This is a genomic window from Pseudomonas sp. 313 (assembly GCF_000316965.1).
GTDB classification, from domain to species: domain Bacteria; phylum Pseudomonadota; class Gammaproteobacteria; order Pseudomonadales; family Pseudomonadaceae; genus Chryseomonas; species Chryseomonas benzopyrenica.
In genome coordinates, this window is record NZ_ANBZ01000041.1 from 80,252 (window position 1) to 96,106 (window position 15,855).

Annotated in this window: 18 protein-coding genes and 1 pseudogene; 16 read left to right on the forward strand and 3 right to left on the reverse strand. The window is 65.3% G+C overall.

Features of this window, described 5'->3' with window-relative positions:
- The first annotated feature begins 88 nt into the window (after nt 1-88).
- From C722_RS0109330 to C722_RS0109400, 16 genes and pseudogenes are all read left to right on the forward strand, one after another.
- A complete protein-coding gene (locus tag C722_RS0109330; protein WP_017640261.1) occupies nt 89-682 on the forward strand; it encodes a phage baseplate assembly protein V in 594 nt (197 codons plus the stop codon).
- Nucleotides 679-1,020, forward strand: coding sequence for a GPW/gp25 family protein (locus C722_RS0109335; RefSeq protein ID WP_017640262.1), 342 nt, complete (start codon nt 679-681; stop codon nt 1,018-1,020). The genes C722_RS0109330 and C722_RS0109335 overlap by 4 nt, the downstream gene beginning before the upstream one ends.
- Nucleotides 1,020-1,943 (forward strand): baseplate J/gp47 family protein, encoded by a 924-nt coding sequence (locus C722_RS0109340; RefSeq protein ID WP_017640263.1) that lies wholly within the window; start codon nt 1,020-1,022, stop codon nt 1,941-1,943. Before C722_RS0109335 ends, C722_RS0109340 begins: the two co-directional genes overlap by 1 nt.
- Nucleotides 1,936-2,571 (forward strand): phage tail protein I, encoded by a 636-nt coding sequence (locus C722_RS0109345; protein WP_017640264.1) that lies wholly within the window; start codon nt 1,936-1,938, stop codon nt 2,569-2,571. The genes C722_RS0109340 and C722_RS0109345 overlap by 8 nt, the downstream gene beginning before the upstream one ends.
- The gene (locus C722_RS0109350) at nt 2,564-4,132 is read left to right on the forward strand and encodes a sialidase family protein (protein WP_017640265.1); all 1,569 of its coding nucleotides are present in this window, start codon (nt 2,564-2,566) and stop codon (nt 4,130-4,132) included. Before C722_RS0109345 ends, C722_RS0109350 begins: the two co-directional genes overlap by 8 nt.
- 2 nt (nt 4,133-4,134) lie before the next feature.
- Complete coding sequence (locus tag C722_RS0109355; RefSeq protein WP_017640266.1) at nt 4,135-4,695, forward strand: DUF4376 domain-containing protein; 561 nt, start codon at nt 4,135-4,137, stop codon at nt 4,693-4,695.
- Nucleotides 4,692-5,186: a DUF1353 domain-containing protein gene (locus tag C722_RS25435; protein WP_017640267.1), complete on the forward strand. Its 495-nt coding sequence runs from the start codon at nt 4,692-4,694 to the stop codon at nt 5,184-5,186. Before C722_RS0109355 ends, C722_RS25435 begins: the two co-directional genes overlap by 4 nt.
- A 2-nt stretch (nt 5,187-5,188) precedes the next feature.
- A complete protein-coding gene (locus C722_RS0109365; RefSeq protein ID WP_017640268.1) occupies nt 5,189-6,583 on the forward strand; it encodes a phage tail protein in 1,395 nt (464 codons plus the stop codon).
- Between the two features lie 8 nt (nt 6,584-6,591).
- Nucleotides 6,592-6,873 carry a hypothetical protein gene (locus C722_RS0109370; protein ID WP_017640269.1) on the forward strand — a complete coding sequence of 94 codons (282 nt, stop codon included), beginning with the start codon at nt 6,592-6,594 and terminating at the stop codon, nt 6,871-6,873.
- A 101-nt stretch (nt 6,874-6,974) separates the two neighbouring features.
- Complete coding sequence (locus C722_RS0109375; protein ID WP_017640270.1) at nt 6,975-8,141, forward strand: phage tail sheath protein; 1,167 nt, start codon at nt 6,975-6,977, stop codon at nt 8,139-8,141.
- Between the two features lie 47 nt (nt 8,142-8,188).
- Nucleotides 8,189-8,704, forward strand: coding sequence for a phage major tail tube protein (locus tag C722_RS0109380; RefSeq protein ID WP_017640271.1), 516 nt, complete (start codon nt 8,189-8,191; stop codon nt 8,702-8,704).
- A gap of 69 nt (nt 8,705-8,773) precedes the next feature.
- Nucleotides 8,774-8,977, forward strand: a pseudogene (locus C722_RS26715) (phage tail assembly protein); the annotation flags it as partial.
- A gap of 111 nt (nt 8,978-9,088) precedes the next feature.
- Complete coding sequence (locus C722_RS26720; protein ID WP_017640277.1) at nt 9,089-9,208, forward strand: GpE family phage tail protein; 120 nt, start codon at nt 9,089-9,091, stop codon at nt 9,206-9,208.
- Nucleotides 9,198-11,795 carry a phage tail tape measure protein gene (locus C722_RS0109390; RefSeq protein WP_017640272.1) on the forward strand — a complete coding sequence of 866 codons (2,598 nt, stop codon included), beginning with the start codon at nt 9,198-9,200 and terminating at the stop codon, nt 11,793-11,795. Before C722_RS26720 ends, C722_RS0109390 begins: the two co-directional genes overlap by 11 nt.
- A gap of 5 nt (nt 11,796-11,800) precedes the next feature.
- Nucleotides 11,801-12,244, forward strand: coding sequence for a phage tail protein (locus tag C722_RS0109395; protein WP_017640273.1), 444 nt, complete (start codon nt 11,801-11,803; stop codon nt 12,242-12,244).
- Nucleotides 12,241-13,500: a phage late control D family protein gene (locus C722_RS0109400; RefSeq protein ID WP_017640274.1), complete on the forward strand. Its 1,260-nt coding sequence runs from the start codon at nt 12,241-12,243 to the stop codon at nt 13,498-13,500. Before C722_RS0109395 ends, C722_RS0109400 begins: the two co-directional genes overlap by 4 nt.
- A 44-nt stretch (nt 13,501-13,544) precedes the next feature.
- On the opposite strand, the gene C722_RS25720 is transcribed toward C722_RS0109400, so the two are convergent.
- The 3 genes from C722_RS25720 to C722_RS0109410 all read right to left on the reverse strand — a co-directional run.
- Entirely contained in the window at nt 13,545-13,958 is a 414-nt protein-coding gene (locus tag C722_RS25720) for a type II toxin-antitoxin system PemK/MazF family toxin (protein WP_081594580.1), read from the reverse strand.
- 2 nt (nt 13,959-13,960) lie between these two features.
- Nucleotides 13,961-14,245 carry a hypothetical protein gene (locus C722_RS0109405; protein WP_017640275.1) on the reverse strand — a complete coding sequence of 95 codons (285 nt, stop codon included), beginning with the start codon at nt 14,243-14,245 and terminating at the stop codon, nt 13,961-13,963.
- A 583-nt stretch (nt 14,246-14,828) separates the two neighbouring features.
- A partial coding sequence (locus tag C722_RS0109410; protein WP_017640276.1) for a DUF4113 domain-containing protein occupies nt 14,829-15,855 on the reverse strand: 1,027 nt, incomplete at its 5' end.

Consider the following 15,855-nt stretch of genomic DNA (forward strand, 5'->3'; position numbering starts at 1 on the left):
TCAAAAACTGAAGATTCTTTTTTGTAGGAGCTGCACCTACAAATTAGCACAGCATCATTTACAAATTAGCAGTCGCAGAATTCGCGGCATGACCAACATCGCCGCCCTTTCCCGCCTCATCGAGAACCTGATCCGCCTCGGCACCGTTGCCGAGGTCGACCATGGCAGTCTCCCAGACAAGCGCCCTGCCCGGGTTCGGGTTCAAAGTGGTGACCTGCTGACCGGCTGGCTGCCCTGGACCGCCCTACGTGCCGGCACCACTCGCGACTGGAATCCGCCTACCGTGGGCGAGCAGGTCCTGGTCCTCAGCCCAAGCGGCCAGACCGCCCAGGGCATCGCCATTACCGGCCTGTTCAGCGCGCTCATTCCTGCCAACGGCGATCGCGCCGGCCTGCACCGCCGCACCTACCCGGACGGCGCCGTTGTCGAGTACGACAGCGTGGCCCATCGCCTACGCGCCATCCTGCCGGAGGGTGGCGTCACCGACCTGACCAGCCCCGGCGGCATCAACATCATCGGCCCGATCAACCACCAGGGCGACTACACCCAGACCGGCAACCAGAACGTCACCGGCAAGGTGACCGTCAGCGAGGACGTGGTCGCCGCCGGCATCAGCCTGGTCAAGCACCCCCATGGCGGCGTGCAGACCGGCAGCGGCAAGACCGGAGCGCCCACGGCATGAACCGAACCTCTGGACTGACCGTCACCGAGCTCGAGCACCTGCAGCAATCCGTGGCGGACATTCTCACCACGCCGATCGGCACCCGGACTATGCGCCGCGAGTACGGCTGCGACCTGTTCAGCCTGCTCGACCAGCCGCTTAACCCCGCCCTCGCCCTCCAGGCCAAGGCCACTGCCGTGACCGCCCTGCTGCGCTGGGAGCCACGCCTCAACCTGACCTACATCGGCATCAGCCTGGGCGACGCCCCGGGCCAGGCCTTCGTTGACCTCGAGGGCTACAGCACCGTCAACGACGCCGCCGTCAGCCTGCGCGCACCGCTCACCCTGGGAGGCCTGTAATGGTCGACACCTTCAGCCCTATCGACCTCAGCCAGCTGCCGGCCCCGACCATCGTCGAGACCCTGGACTTCGAGACCCTGCTCACCGCCCGCAAGGAGCGCCTCATCAGCCTCTACCCTGCGGCCGAGCGCGCCGCCATTCGCGAGCGCTTGGCCCTGGAGTCGGACCCAGTCAACAAGCTGCTCCAGGAGAACGCCTACCGGGAGCTGGTGCTGCGCCAGCGGGTCAACGACGCCACCCGCGGCGTGATGCTGGCCTTCGCCGTGGGCACCGACCTGGACCAGCTCGGCGCGAACTTCAGCGTGACCCGCCTGCTGCTCAAGGCCGCTAACCCCAACGCCCTGCCGCCCACCGCCGCCGTCTACGAATCCGACGACGACTTCCGCGCGCGGATCCAGCTGTCACCCGAGGGCTACACGACCGCCGGCAGCCAAGGCAGCTACGTCTTCCACGGCCTGTCCGCCGATGGCAACGTCCGCGACGTCCAGGCCATCAGCCCAGCGCCGACCCAGGTGACCATCTACGTGCTGTCGCGCCTGGGCACCGGCCTGGCCTCCCCCGAGCTGCTGGCCAAGGTCACCGCCGCGCTCAACGCCGAGAAGGTCCGGCCGCTCACCGACAAGGTGACCGTGCTGTCGGCCAACATCGTGGACTACCAGGTCAACGCCGAGCTCACTCTCTACGACGGCCCGGATTCCGACGTCGTGGTCGCGGCCGCCTACAAGGCGGTCGAGGACTACGCCGCCAGCGTGAAAAAGATCGGCTATGACGTCGCCCTGTCCGGCCTGTACAAGGCCCTGCACCAGTCCGGCGTCCAGGCGGTCAAGCTCACCAAGCCCGCCGCCAGCCTGGTGCTGGGCAACGGCGAAGCCAGCAACCTGACCGGCGTCACCCTGACCGTGGCGGGTGCTACCAATGTCTGAGCTGCTGCCACCCAACAGCACGGACCTAGAGCGGCGCCTGGCTGAAACCGGCAGCGCCATTAGCGACGTGCCGGTGCCCACCCGGTCGGTCTGGGACTCGAACACCGCCCCGGCCGAGCAGTTGCCCTGGCTCGCCTGGGCCCTATCCGTCGACGCCTGGGATCCTCAATGGAGCGAGAACCAGAAGCGCCAGACCATCCGCGCGAGCATCCAGGTCCACCGCACCAAGGGCACCTTCGGCGCCATCAAGGACGCGCTGGCCGCCCTGGGTTTCCCGATCCGCGTTCAGGAGTGGTACCAGCAGGATCCACCCGGCAAGCCCGGCACCTTCCGCCTGCTGATCGACGTCGACCAGATCGGCGTGCCCAACAGCAGCGCGCTGCGCTTTATGCCCGTCGTCGAGGCGGCCAAGAACCTGCGCTCGCACCTGGACACCATCGAGCTGCGCGTCGCGACCAAGACCCGTACCTATCGCGGCGCCGTCACCGCGGCCGGCTTCGAGCTGACCGTCCGCCCCTCCGATACCCAATACGCCGCCCTGGAGCCTGGTTTCGTCCTGGCTGAGTCCGGGCTGCACCAACTCACCAACGTGGACCTGATCCAGGCGCTGGAACTGAAAAATGGCTGATTTGACCCTACCCGAGGTAATCACCCGCTTCCGGGGGAATGAGGCGCGCATCGCCGACTTCGCCAACGGCAACGCCGCGGGCTACTACATCACCGTCGACGGCAAGAAGGTGGAGACGCTGCCCAGCGTGGTCTCCCGCCTTGCAGCTGCGATCGCAGCGGCCAGCGCTACGGCTGAGACTCTCAAGGGTACCGGCGGCGCGAAGCTGATTGGATTCGGAGCCGTCACGGTCGATGCGGCCCTGACCACCCAGGCGAAGGGGATCGCCGACAACGCGAAGGCCATCACCGACCTGGACACCGCCAAGCTCGCCAAGGGCGGCGGCACCATGACCGGCCCGCTCAAGTTGGCAGGCGAGCCGACAGACCCGCTTCACGCGGCGTCGAAGGGCTGGGCGGAAGGTCTGATCGGCGCCTATTGGAAACCGGGCATTGGCGACGTTCTGACCACTACCCGCGGCGCGCCCGATGCGAACTGGATTCCCGACGGCGCCGACTATTTGCAGGCGAGCTACCCAGCCCTCTTTGCAAAGCTCGGGCTGCTGGGAACAGACACGACAAACAGTTTCGTCACGTCGAGCGCCACCCCAAGCACCCGCCCGGCGCCCTTTAGCGCATTTGGTAAAGACGGCGTTTTGATTGTTGGGGACGTTGATGCGAACAACGTCCCGTCTTTCCGCCGGAGCACGGACCTAGGATTGACGTTTACTAGCGTCGCGTCTCCGACGGGAATAATGGTCGCTATCGCGACCGACGGCAAAGGCGTATGGGTCGTGACGACCAACGGCTCCCGAGTAATTCGGTCGGCAGATAACGGACTGACCTGGAGCATCATAGAGACCGGCGTGACGGGTTCTGGCGGGCGTATTGCCACGGATAAGAAGGGCACATGGTTCGCGCTCACCGGCAACGCCTGGGGAGCCAGATCGAAGGACAACGGCCTCACTTGGCAAAAGGTCGCGCTCCCCATGGCGGCGAGCGTGATAGCCACCAACGGCACCGGAATCTGGCTGGTCGGAGCCGGCAGCGGACAGGCGCGCTCGACTGACAATAGCGACACCTGGGCCGCGACTCCTAATAGCTCCGGCGCCTATGCCATGACCTATGCAAGCGGCTGTTTTATCACCGCATTTCAGCAAACCCAGGGCGATGGCGGGTCGACAAACCGATATTACTACTACGTCGGTTTCAGCAAAGAGGGCGTTTCGCCGAAGTATCACAGCTATATCCAGCAATACCAGGGAGACCCGACCCTGTATATCGCCGCGGATGACTCTGGGGTCGTCATCGTCACGAACCCTAATGCCGGAGGTCACGCTCGGTTTACTGGCGTGTCTGTCGACGCGAGCGGAAACGTAAGTTACACGCCCGCGACCATTTCGTTCTCGCTTTCCTACCCTGGCGAGCCTTGCACGGACGGCAAAGGCGTGTGGGTCATCCAGTCCTGGGGCACCTATGGATTTATGCGGGCTGCCCCGCCCTACGACATCAAGACGACTTTTCGCGTCCCTAAGTCCGCCGCCCAGCCCGCCCCCTTCGCAAACTTCGTCAAGGCCAAATAACCATGGACACCATCACCCTCTATCAATGGGGCGCCGATGGCGTCCTGGCTGGATCCATCCAGGCCGACCCTATGGCGGGCATCCCCGGGCGCAGCACGCCGACCGCACCGCCTAAGCTCAAAGCTGGCCAGGTGGCCGTCTGGAATGGTCAGGGCTGGAGCGCCGCCGACAATGCGCCAGAGCAACCGCTGCCGGTGGTCACTACTGACCAGGTCGACACCGAGCGGGACCGCCGCGTGGAACTGGGCTTCGAGTTCCAGGGCAAGCACTACCAGACCCGCGAGGCAGGCGACCGGGAGAACATCCTGGGCGCCATGAACAACGCGCTCGCGGCCATCATGAACGGCGCCAAGGTGGGTGAGCTGCGCTGGGCAGACGCGGCCAAGGACTTCTTCTGGATCGCCGCCGACAACAGCCGCGTGCCGATGGATGCCCAGACCGCGCTAGCGCTTGGCCAGGCTGCCACGGCCCGCAAAAGCGCGCTGGTGCAGGCTGGGAGCGACCTCAAGGCGATGGCACCCATTCCCCAGGACTTCGCCGCCGACAAGTGGTGGCCGGTATGAGCAAGGGTCACTTCGAGAGCCGCCCAGCCATGCGCCAGGTGGACCGCTGGACCTGGGAGCTGGTCGAGCCGCTTGTGTTCGTCGACCCGGTCTATGGCCGAATCGTCGTTCCCGTGGGCGAGCGCAGCGACCTGGCATCGATCCGCTTTCTACGCGAGGTCGCGCGCTGGGCCCTGATCCTTGGCGTACTTGCCTGGGTGGCCGGCGCGCTTTGCGCCCTGCTGCTGCCCCTGCAGGCGGCCGCGAATCCGCTGCTGTGGACCAGCCTCGCCGCCACCGGCATCTATGCCGCTCTGGCTGGCTACGCCGTGCTGGCCGCCTTCGTCCACGACTTCCTCTACCGCACCGGCCAACTGCCCCGCGCCGCAGCGGACGCGGTGCTGTACCGCGCCTGCCGGGCTGAGGGTGAAGCGCGCTGGCGGGCATTCATTTTCTGGATCGGGCCACGCCTTGGCGGGGCCAGTCACTACCACACCGGCAGCAAGGGCTGATCATGGACTTCCACACGATACACACCGCCTACGGGCTCAAGCGCCTGGCCCAGGCCGAGGCTGCCGGCGTCGCTATCAACCTGATCCAGGCGGCCGTGGGCGATGGCAACGGCAACCCCGTCACTCCTGCCGAGGGCATGACCCAACTGGTGCGCGAGCGTTATCGCACCACCATCAACCGCGTCTACCAGGATCCGGACGAGCCGCGCGGCTTCATCGCCGAGATCGTGATCCCGGCGGCTACCGGCGGCTTCACCCTGCGCGAGGTCGGCCTCTTTGACGACCAGGGCAGCCTGTTCGTGGTCGGCAACCTGCCGGACACCTACAAACCGCTCCCCGGCGAGGGCGCCTATTCGGATGCCGTGCTGCGCGTGCAATTCCTGGCCTCGAACGCCTCGGTGATCAACCTGCAGGTGGACCCGAACCTGGCGGTAGCCAGCCACACCTGGGTGCTCAACACCTTCGCCAAGGCCTTGATCATCCCAGGCGGCACCACGAACCAAGTGCTGGCCAAGACTGGCAATGCCGATGGCGCCTATGCCTGGACCGATCCCACGCAGGCCAATGTGGTGGTGCGCTCGATCGAGGAGACCCAGACGCTGGCCGCCAACCAGACCGTGGTCAACCTGGCCAAGACCACCACCGTGGGCCTGGCGGTCTACGTCGCCGGTAACCGGCTGCGCGCTAGCGAGGAATGGACCGCGATCAGTAGCACCGCGCTCAAGCTCACCAGCAGCTACGCCACCGGCACCAAGATCGTGCTGGCTCAGAACGACCCGCTCGGCACCTTCTTCGATCCGCTGATGAAGACCCAGAACCTGGCCGACGTGCCGGACAAGGCCAAGGCCCGAGCCAACATGGAGCTCTATAGCAAGGGCGAGGTGGACGCGATGATCACGCGGGTACCGGCCGGCACGGTCGGCTACTTCGCCGGTACCACCGCCCCGGCCGGCTGGTTCAAGGCCAACGGTGCAGCGATCTCGCGTACCGCCTATGCCGAGCTTTTCGCCGCCCTGGGCACCTATCACGGCGCGGGTGATGGCTTCACCACCTTCAACCTGCCTGACCTGCGCGGCGAATTCATCCGCTGCCTGGACGACGGCCGCGGGATCGACAAGGGCCGTGGCCTGGGTACCGGCCAGCTGGGCCAGAACCAGGAGCACGTCCACACCGGCAAGACCTCCCAGGCCGGCGCGCACTCGCACGTCTATTCGGACACCGACACCTACGAAACCAGCAGCAGTGGCCTGTCCGGCGGCAACAACTTTACCGACCGCACGAGTAGCTACAACACCAGCACCAACGGCGACCACACCCACGTCGTCACCATCGACCCGAGCGGCGGCAGCGAGGCGCGCCCGCGCAACATCGCGCTGCTGGCCATCATCAAGTACTGAGGTGTCCCATGGACAAGATCGTCTATCAAACCGACCAGGCCGGCTTCTACCAGGGGCAGACCTCCGCCGATGAGTCGCCGCTCGAGCCTGGCGTCTACCACCTGCCGGCGCGCTGCGTGGAAACGCCGCCGCCAGCCACCTGGGAGGACAACCAGTGGCCGCGCTGGGATGGCACCGCCTGGCGTCTGGTCAATCGCCCTAAAGCCTTCGACGCTGAGGATCCGGTCGACAAGCTCAAGGCCTTCCTCGCCGCCAACCCGGACGTGGCCAGCCTCATTACCGCCGCCTGATTTTGTAGCGGCGCCCGCTACAACTCCCGCCCCGCGACCCGCGCGCGCGGATCCCTCAGCCTGTGCAGCGTCACATACCCACCTGCGCAGGCTTACCCTCCATGGCTGACTTCCATCACGGCGTGCGTGTCCTCGAGATCAATCAGGGCACCCGCTCCATTTCCACCGTTTCCACGGCCGTCATCGGCATGGTTTGCACCGGTAGCGATGCCGATGCCACCACCTTCCCGCTCGACACGCCCGTCCTGCTGACCAACGTCCAGGCCGCTGTCGGCAAGGCCGGTACTAAGGGCACCCTGGCCCCCTCTCTGCAGGCGATCGCCGACCAGTCCAAGCCCGTCGTGGTTGTGGTCCGAGTTGCGGACGGCGCCAGCGCGGCCGAGCTGCAGTCCAACCTGATCGGTGGCGTCGTCGCCGGCCGATACACCGGCATGAAGGCCCTGCTCGCGTCCAAGGCCAAACTCGGCGTGACGCCGCGCATCCTGGGCATTCCCGGGCTCGACACCCAGGCCGTGACCACCGCCCTGCTGCCGATCGCCAAGCAGCTGCGCGCCTTCGTCTACGCCAACTGCAACGGCTGCGCGACCAAGGAAGAGGCCGTCGCCTACCGCACCCAGTTCACCGCCCGCGAGCTGATGCTCCACTGGCCGGACTTCCTGGCCTGGTCCACCACCGACAACAAGACCGTCACCGCGGCCGCCACCGCCCGCGCGCTGGGCCTGCGCGCCCAGATCGACCAGGAGACCGGCTGGCACAAGACCCTCTCCAACGTCGCCGTGGCCGGCGTCACCGGCGTGTCCAAGGATGTCTTCTGGGACCTGCAGAACACCGCCACCGACAGCGACTACCTCAACGGCAACCAGATCACCACGCTGATCAACCATGAGGGCTACCGCTTCTGGGGCTCGCGCACCTGCAGCGACGACGCGCTCTTCACCTTCGAGAACTACACCCGCACCGCCCAGGTGCTGGCCGACACCATGGCCGAGGCGCATTTCTGGGCGGTGGACCGCCCGATGCACCCGAGCCTGGTGCGCGACATCGTCGAGGGCATCAACGCCAAATTCCGCGAGCTCACCCGCCAGGGCTACCTGCTGGGCGGCGAGTGCTGGTACGACGCCGACGCCAACGACGCCAGCACCCTCAAGGCCGGCAAGTTGTGGCTCGACTACGACTACACCCCCGTCCCGCCGCTGGAAGACATGACCCTGCGCCAGCGCATCACCGACCGCTACCTGGCCGACTTCGCGACCCGCGTAAACGCCTGATCCTGATCACCCGGCGCCCCTAGGGCGCCCTCTGGAGAGCTGCCCCCATGGCCATGCCCCGCAAACTCAAGAACATGATGCTTTTCAACGACGGCCACTCCTACCTGGGCGTCGCCAAGTCCGTCACCCTGCCGACCCTCGGCCGCAAGATGGAAGCCTTCCGCGGCGCCGGCATGAACGGCCCGGTCAAGGCTGACCTGGGTATGTCCGACGACGGTATCCAGCTGGAATGGAGCCTCGGCGGCCTCGACCTCACCGTCCTCAAGCAATTCGGCGCCGTGGGCGCCGCAGCCGTGCCCCTGCGCTTCACCGGCAGCTACCAGCAGGACGACACCGGCGAAGAGACCGCTGTCGAGATCGTCGTCCGCGGCCGCCACGAATCTATCGAGATGGGTGAAGCCAGCGCCGGCGAGGACACCGAGCACAAGATCACCACCGCCGGCAGCTACTACAAGCTGATCGTGGACGGCGAGACCGTGATCGAGATCGACCTCCTCAACTTCATCGAGATCGTGGGCGGCGAAGACCGCCTGGCCAAGCAGCGCGCCTCGCTCGGCATCTGATCCCTCCCCTTTTCCAGCCCGCTCAGGCGGGCCACCTGATCTCCCAAGCCTATTACCTGGAGTACCACCATGAGCGATACCACCCCCGAGAACGTCATCGTCCTGGACCAGCCCATCGTCCGCGGTGCCACCACCATCGACCAGATCACTCTGCGCAAGCCCAACGCCGGCGCACTGCGCGGCATCACTCTCTCCGACCTGCTGCAGATGGACGTCAACGCCATCGTCCGCGTGATCCCGCGCATCAGCACCCCGACTCTTACCGAGGCCGAGGTCCGCGCCATGGATCCCGCCGACCTGGTCGACGCAGGGAGTGTCGTCGCCAGTTTTTTTGCTCAAGAAGTCCATGAAGGCGGATCTCTTCCCCGCCACGTAGAGGATGCGATGGCAGACCTCGCCATCACCTTCCACTGGCACCCCGCTCAGCTCGACCAGCTGAGCGTTTCCGAACTGATGGACTGGCGCGAACGCGCCCGCAAGCGAGTCTCCCCCGATGGCCAATGACCTGCAGATCCGCGTCCTCCTGTCCGCCCTGGACAAGGTCACGGCCCCGCTCAAACGCATCGCCGGGGGCGGCAACGCGACCGCCCGGGCGCTCAAGGCTGCCCGGGACCGGGTCAAAGAGCTCAACCAGCAGCAGCAAGACATCAGCGCCTACCAGCGCCAGCGCGAGGCCGTGCGCCAGAGCGCCGAGGCCCTGGCCAAGGGCCAGGAGAAGCTGCGGTCCTACCGCGAGCAGCTCAAGGCCATGGACGCCCCGTCCGCCGCCTTCCAGAAGACCTTCGCCAACGCGGCCGCAGCCGTCGACAAGCTCCAGGCCAAGCACACCGCCCAGCGCACCGAGCTGCAGCGCCTGCTGCCAATCATGCGCGCCAGCGGCGTCGATACCCGCGACCTCGGCGGCGCCCAGGCGCGGCTGCAGGCGCAGCTCACCAGCGCCAATGCCGCTATCGATACCCAGCGCGGCAAGCTCGAGCGCCTCAATCGCACCCAGGAGAAGCTGGCAAGCGCCCGCAACAAGCTCAAGCGCGGCCAGGAGCTCGCTGGCAACGCCGCCATGGCCGGCGCCAGCTCGGCCGCAACCGGCGCCGCGATCGGCGGCCCGGTGCTGGGCATGATCAAAGCCTTTGCCCCGGCCGAGGACGCCGCCACCCAGCTGCGCGCTTCGCTGATGCTGAGCGACGGCACCGCGCCCAAGGAATTCAAGGAGATCTCCGACCTGGCAACGCGCCTGGGCGATCGTCTGCCCGGTACCACCGCCGAATTCCAGGAAATGATGACCATGCTGGTGCGCCAGGGGATGTCGGCCAAGACCATCCTCGGCGGCATGGGCGAGGCTGCTGCCTACCTGGGCGTCCAGCTTAAGATGCCGGTCACCGAGGCCGCAGAGTTCGCCGCCAAGATGCAGGACGCCACCCGCACCAGCGAGAAGGATCTCATGGGCCTGATGGACACCATCCAGCGCGGCTTCTACCTGGGCGTCGACTCCAACAACATGCTCGAGGGCTTCAGCAAGATCAGCCCGGCGCTGGACATCATCAAGAAGGAGGGCCTCGAGGCGGCCAACGCGCTTTCCCCCTTGCTGATCCAGCTTGACCAGACCGGCATGGAAGGCGGCGCCGCCGGCAATGCCCTGCGCAAGATCTTCCAGATGGGCATGGATACGGACAAGGTCGGCAAGGCCAACAAGGGCCTCAAGGACAAGGGCATCAAGCTGGACTTCACCGACGGCAAGGGCGAATTCGGCGGCATGGAGAAGCTCTACGCCCAGTTGGACAAGCTCAAGGGGCTCAACACCGAGACCCGCCTGGGCGTGTTGAAACAGATCTTCGGCGACGACTCCGAGACCCTCACCGCGCTCAATACCATGATGTCCAAGGGCCTGGCCGGCTACCAGGAAGTCCAGGGCAAGATGAAGGCCCAGGCGGACCTGCAGATGCGCGTCAACGAGCAGCTCAAGACCGTGACCAACCTCTGGGATGCCGCGACAGGCAGCTTCACCAACGCTCAAGCTCAGTTCGGGGCGTCAGTCGCGCCCCAGCTCAAGGAAATCATCACCTGGCTGACCGATGCTGCCTCCGCCACGGGCGCCTGGGCCGAGGCCAATCCCACTCTCGCCGGCAACCTGGTCAAGGTAGCCGCGGTGCTGTCAGCCGTATCGATCGCCTTCGGCACGGTTGCCCTGGGGCTGGCCGGCGTGCTGGGTCCCTTCCTGGCGCTGCGCTTCATGCTCGCCCAGGTCGGTATCCGCCTGCCGAGTCTGATCGGCCTGCTATTCAACCTCGGCAAGGGCACGCTGCCCCTAGTGGCCACCGGCTTCCGGCTGCTCGGTGCCGCCGTGATGGCCAACCCCATCGCCGCCGTCATCTTCGGCCTGGTCACCGCAGGCACCCTGCTCTACGCCAACTGGAGCACCATTGCGCCGTGGTTCAAAGGGATCTGGGAGGAGATGAAGCTGGGGGCCAGTGGTGGTATTACCGGGATCGCCAAGCTGATCCTGGACTTCTCGCCGATCGGCCTCTTCTACCGGGCCTTCGCCGCGGTGATGAACTACTTCGGCTTCGAGCTCCCGGCCAAATTCACCGAGCTCGGCGGCATGATGATGCAGGGCCTGGTCAACGGCATCACCAGCGGCCTGGGCGCGGTGAAGAACGCGGTGATGGGCGCCGGCGAGAGCGCGATCAACTTCTTCAAGGAGAAGCTGGACATCCACTCGCCGTCCCGCGTCTTCGCCTCCCTGGGTGAGTTCACCATGCAGGGCCTGGCCATCGGCCTGGGTAAGGGTGAAGGCAGTCCGTTGGCCCAGATCGCCGACACCGCCAAGCGTATCGCCAGTGCCGGCGCGGTCGCCCTGGGCATCGGTACTGCCGCAACTCCGGCGCTGGCCAACGGCATCACCTTCGACGACCGACCCGCGATGTCCGCCGCCGCGCCTGCTGCGCCGGCAGGCGGCGACGTCTACCACATCACCATCAACGCGGGTGCCGGTACGGACGCCCAGGCGATCGCCCGCGAGGTCCAGGCCGCCCTGGCCCGCATCGAGAGCCAGAAGGCCGCCCGCGGCCGCAGCAGCCTCAAGGACAGGACCTGATCACCATGATGATGGCCCTCGGCAATTTCATCTTCAGCCTCTACACCCTCGCCTACCAGGAGCTGCAGCGGCAGACCGACTACCGCCACGCCACCAGCTCCCGCGTGGGCGCCGCGCCGGCGCGCCAGTTCCTCGGCAAGGGCGACGACAGCATCACCATGCCCGGCTGGCTCGCCCCGGAGCTTGCCGGCACGCCCAGCAGCCTGGACGTACTGCGCTACATGGCCGGTACCGGCGGCGCCTGGCCACTGATCGAGGGCAGCGGGCGGATCTACGGGCTCTGGGTCATCGAGAGCATCACCGAGACCAAGACGCTGTTCTTCTCGGACGGCACCCCGCGCCGCATCGAGTTCAGCATCGCCCTCAAGCGCGTCGACGACGACACCGGCCGCGAGCTGCTCGGCGCCGGCATGGCCGGCATGGGTACCCTGCTGAGGAAGCTGCTGTGATCCAGGAGCTGCTTGACACCGCCACCGGCCAGCTACGCACCCTCGGCCGTGACCTGGTGCAGGGCGCTACCTATGCCCAGGCGCGCTACCAGATCCTGGTCGACGGCAAGGACATCAGTGCCCTCATCGCGCCGCGGCTAATCAGCCTGGATCTGACGGACAACCGCGGCCTCGAGGCCGACCAGCTGAGCCTGGTGCTGTCCGACCACGACGGCCTGCTGGCCATCCCGCCCCGGGGCGCCAAGATCCGCCTCTGGCTGGGCTGGTCCACCACCGGCCTGATCGACAAGGGCAGCTACATCGTCGACGAGACCGAGCACAGCGGCGCCCCCGACGTGCTCAGCATCCGCGCCCGTAGCGCCGACCTGCGCAAGGGCCTCAAGACCAAACGGGACCAGAGCTACAGCGCCACCACCCTGGGCGCCGTGCTGCGCGTCCTGGCCGCGCGACAGGGGCTCACCCCGCTCATCGCGCCCGACCTCGAGGCGCAGCAGATCCTGCAGCTGGACCAGACCGGCGAATCGGACGCGAACCTGCTGACCCGTCTGGGCGAGGACTATGACGCGGTGGCCACCGTGAAAGCGGGCCGGCTGCTGTTCCTCCCGGCCGGCGGCGGCAAGGCCGTCAGCGGCGCCGACCTGGGCCACGTCACCCTCACCCGCAAGGACGGCGACCAGCACAGCTATCTGCAGGCCGATCGCGAGAGCTACGACGCCGTGCGCGCCTTCTACTACGACGTCAACAGTGCGAAGAAGAAGGAGGCCATAGCCGGCGGCGGCGAGAACGTGAAGGACCTGCGCCACACCTACACCGACCAGCTCTCCGCGCTGCGCGCCGCCCGGGCCGAGTGGAACCGCCTGCAGCGCGGTACCGCCACCCTCACCTACCAGCTCGCCCTGGGCCGCCCTGAGCTCATGCCCGAACTCACCTACACCCTGCAGGGCGTGAAGGCCGAGATCGACGCCATCATCTGGTACGGGGGGAACGTGCAGCACAGCCTCACGGCGGACGGCGGCTACACCACGCGCCTCGAGCTGGAAGCCAAGCTGCCGGAAGACCTGGTCGCCGACCTGGTCGATGAGATCCCGGGCGACTACACCGGGATCATTGCCTACTACCGCGACCCGAAGACCGGCAAGGAGCACACCCTCACTGAGGGCGACCAGAGCAAGCCACGGCGGCTCAGGCACCTGTACGCCACGAAGGCGACGGCGAAGCGGGCGGTCGAAAGGGAATGGAAGAAAATTAAAAAATAAAAAAACCGGCCATATAGCCGGTTTCCCAGGGAACACCTACAACGTTAGGTTTTCTTTAGCGCTTTCAGCGCCTTTAGTATCGCAGGCATATAGCTGGGATGGATGGTTCCCATCTTGGGAAGTGGCGATGATGCATGCACGCTTTTGTGCTCACCAAACCAATCCGTATCGAATGGCAATTGAACCGTTCTACCAACATCAAACTTTGTTTCAGCACCCAAACCACTCATCTGGTAGGCATCACCATCGCTTGGCGATAGAGAAAACTCACCAGGATAAAGGGTTTGGGTCTTCTGACTGGTACCGTAGGCAATTACGACCTCATGATCCAGATCAGAGACTCTCACGACCAATGCTGGCCGGCTTTTAGGGCCTGGTTCTCCGAGGTTCGCGTGACTCGGAAATTTACACCAAACGATATCGCCTGGCGCAGGCAGGGGGTAGAAAGGTTTAGCCATTTTTAGAACAACCTCTTAGTAAAGCGCTCCTCCGCAGTATGCGTAGCGGGACTTGCAACCCGAATGGCTGCAATTTGAGCGTCGGTTAGTGGACCATCGTCCAACTCATACTTTGGCAAATAGCGGTCTGCCATCTGCCGAAGTGCAAGATGAGCGACTTCGGTTTTACTCATGCCGGTCTGTTCCATTAGCAATTCGACAGTAGAGCTACTAACAGCTGTCGGCGTGTCCTTCTTGCGTAAACGTAAGAGGAAGCTTTCAGTTTGCTTCTCGGCGTTGAGGGACATAGTCATCTCCAAGTACTTTCCGTCTTTCCATCTTCGAATTTCGACAAAAGTCGAATCATGTTTGGTAGTTATCTAGCGATTTCAATTTCCGGAACTGGCCGCGTCCGACCAGTGATATACAATCTATATCACATCCACGAAAAAGTCAACACCAATCACACTCGAAAGGTGAGCGCAAGGCTAAATTTTAGATTTTCCTCTTGGACCAGCTCCTTCTGTGCGCTGAGGCACCTCTGGCTCAGAGACCTTCGGATCAAACGTAAACCCAAAAAAAGCCCGGTGATTTCGCACCGGGCTGAGCTCAACGTTCTGTCAGGGACGTCCTACACATCGCATCGATGAGGAGATGCAACCTATCCTGATCCTTTTTCTCCAGCGTCCGGATCCGCCTCACTGTCTGCTGTTCACTGCGTGTCAACCACAACCAACCTCTTCTTCGCACCATCGACTACTCCTCTGAATGATGGGGTTGCTGATCCACCCTGACAGGCTTTTTCAGAACGCAACCCCTGGGAGCACCCTATTTTTCGCATGGGCTGAAAAAAGACGATGGGAAACCATATCTGGACCGAAATAGGTTGGCTCAACCTGCCCGCGGCAACTCTCCCCACCGGGTCGTATACCCCCGCGACAACAGCTCTCGCCGCATCTGCCAGCCCGGATCGGTAGGCATCCGGCCCACGTGCAGCGCTGCCCTGCCGTATCGGGCATTGATCCGGTCCACCACCTGCATCAGCTCGCTGGGCCGTCCCTGCCCGGCCGGGGCGAAGAGGTCTGGCGTGAACTCGTCCGTCTGCACGATGCTGCCCAGCACCACGGCGCACTTCGAATAGGCGTAGCCCTCGCGATAGATCGGATCCAGTCCGGCCAGCGCGGCCTGCACCAGGAGTCGGGTATCGTCGGTCGGATGCGCGAGCTGGATGCCCAGGCTTCGGTAGTAGCGGCGCTCCTCGGGTTCGTGCTGGCCTGTCTGAACGCTTACCAGCAGCGTGGAGCACAGCGACCCCTGCTCGCGCAGCTTCTCGGCTGCCCGGGTCACGTAGGTGGCCATCGCCTCGCGCAGCGCCTCCAGGCGGTACACTCGATGGCCGAACATCCGCGAGCTGATGATCTCCTTCTTCAGCGGCGGCGCCTCGTGCAGGCGCATCCACTGTTCGCCGCGCAGCTCCCGCGCCGTGCGCTCCAGGACGCGGGAGAACTCCTTGCGCAGCACTCGCAGGTCCGCCCGGGCCAAGTCCTGGGCCGTGGTGATGCCGAGCCCCTGCAGGCGGGTGGTCAGCTTTCGGCCCACGCCCCACACGTCACCCACCAGCGCCAGCGGCAGCAGGCGCCCCTGCCTGAGCGCGTCGGTGAGATCCACCACCCCGCCGGTAGCGCGCCAGGTCTTGCCCGCCCACTGAGCCAGCTTCGCCAGCGTCTTGGTGGTCGAGATCCCGACGCCGACCGGGATGCCCACCCAGCGGTGCACACGCGCCTGGATCTCCCGGCCGAGCTCCTCCAGGTCGCCAGGCATGCCAGTGAGGTCCGCCCAGCATTCGTCGATCGAGTACACCTCCAGGTCCGGCACCATCCCCTGGATGGTCCGCATCACCCGATTGGAGACGTCGGCA

What these genes read in the sequence shown, in the direction of transcription:
- C722_RS0109330 (WP_017640261.1), top strand. Translation starts at nt 89, where the DNA reads ATGACCAACATCGCCGCCCTTTCCCGCCTCATCGAGAACCTGATCCGC.
- C722_RS0109335 (WP_017640262.1), top strand. Translation starts at nt 679, where the DNA reads ATGAACCGAACCTCTGGACTGACCGTCACCGAGCTCGAGCACCTGCAG.
- C722_RS0109340 (WP_017640263.1), top strand. Translation starts at nt 1,020, where the DNA reads ATGGTCGACACCTTCAGCCCTATCGACCTCAGCCAGCTGCCGGCCCCG.
- C722_RS0109345 (WP_017640264.1), top strand. Translation starts at nt 1,936, where the DNA reads ATGTCTGAGCTGCTGCCACCCAACAGCACGGACCTAGAGCGGCGCCTG.
- C722_RS0109350 (WP_017640265.1), top strand. Translation starts at nt 2,564, where the DNA reads ATGGCTGATTTGACCCTACCCGAGGTAATCACCCGCTTCCGGGGGAAT.
- C722_RS0109355 (WP_017640266.1), top strand. Translation starts at nt 4,135, where the DNA reads ATGGACACCATCACCCTCTATCAATGGGGCGCCGATGGCGTCCTGGCT.
- C722_RS25435 (WP_017640267.1), top strand. Translation starts at nt 4,692, where the DNA reads ATGAGCAAGGGTCACTTCGAGAGCCGCCCAGCCATGCGCCAGGTGGAC.
- C722_RS0109365 (WP_017640268.1), top strand. Translation starts at nt 5,189, where the DNA reads ATGGACTTCCACACGATACACACCGCCTACGGGCTCAAGCGCCTGGCC.
- C722_RS0109370 (WP_017640269.1), top strand. Translation starts at nt 6,592, where the DNA reads ATGGACAAGATCGTCTATCAAACCGACCAGGCCGGCTTCTACCAGGGG.
- C722_RS0109375 (WP_017640270.1), top strand. Translation starts at nt 6,975, where the DNA reads ATGGCTGACTTCCATCACGGCGTGCGTGTCCTCGAGATCAATCAGGGC.
- C722_RS0109380 (WP_017640271.1), top strand. Translation starts at nt 8,189, where the DNA reads ATGGCCATGCCCCGCAAACTCAAGAACATGATGCTTTTCAACGACGGC.
- C722_RS26720 (WP_017640277.1), top strand. Translation starts at nt 9,089, where the DNA reads ATGGCAGACCTCGCCATCACCTTCCACTGGCACCCCGCTCAGCTCGAC.
- C722_RS0109390 (WP_017640272.1), top strand. Translation starts at nt 9,198, where the DNA reads ATGGCCAATGACCTGCAGATCCGCGTCCTCCTGTCCGCCCTGGACAAG.
- C722_RS0109395 (WP_017640273.1), top strand. Translation starts at nt 11,801, where the DNA reads ATGATGATGGCCCTCGGCAATTTCATCTTCAGCCTCTACACCCTCGCC.
- C722_RS25720 (WP_081594580.1), bottom strand. Translation starts at nt 13,958, where the DNA reads ATGGCTAAACCTTTCTACCCCCTGCCTGCGCCAGGCGATATCGTTTGG.
- C722_RS0109405 (WP_017640275.1), bottom strand. Translation starts at nt 14,245, where the DNA reads ATGTCCCTCAACGCCGAGAAGCAAACTGAAAGCTTCCTCTTACGTTTA.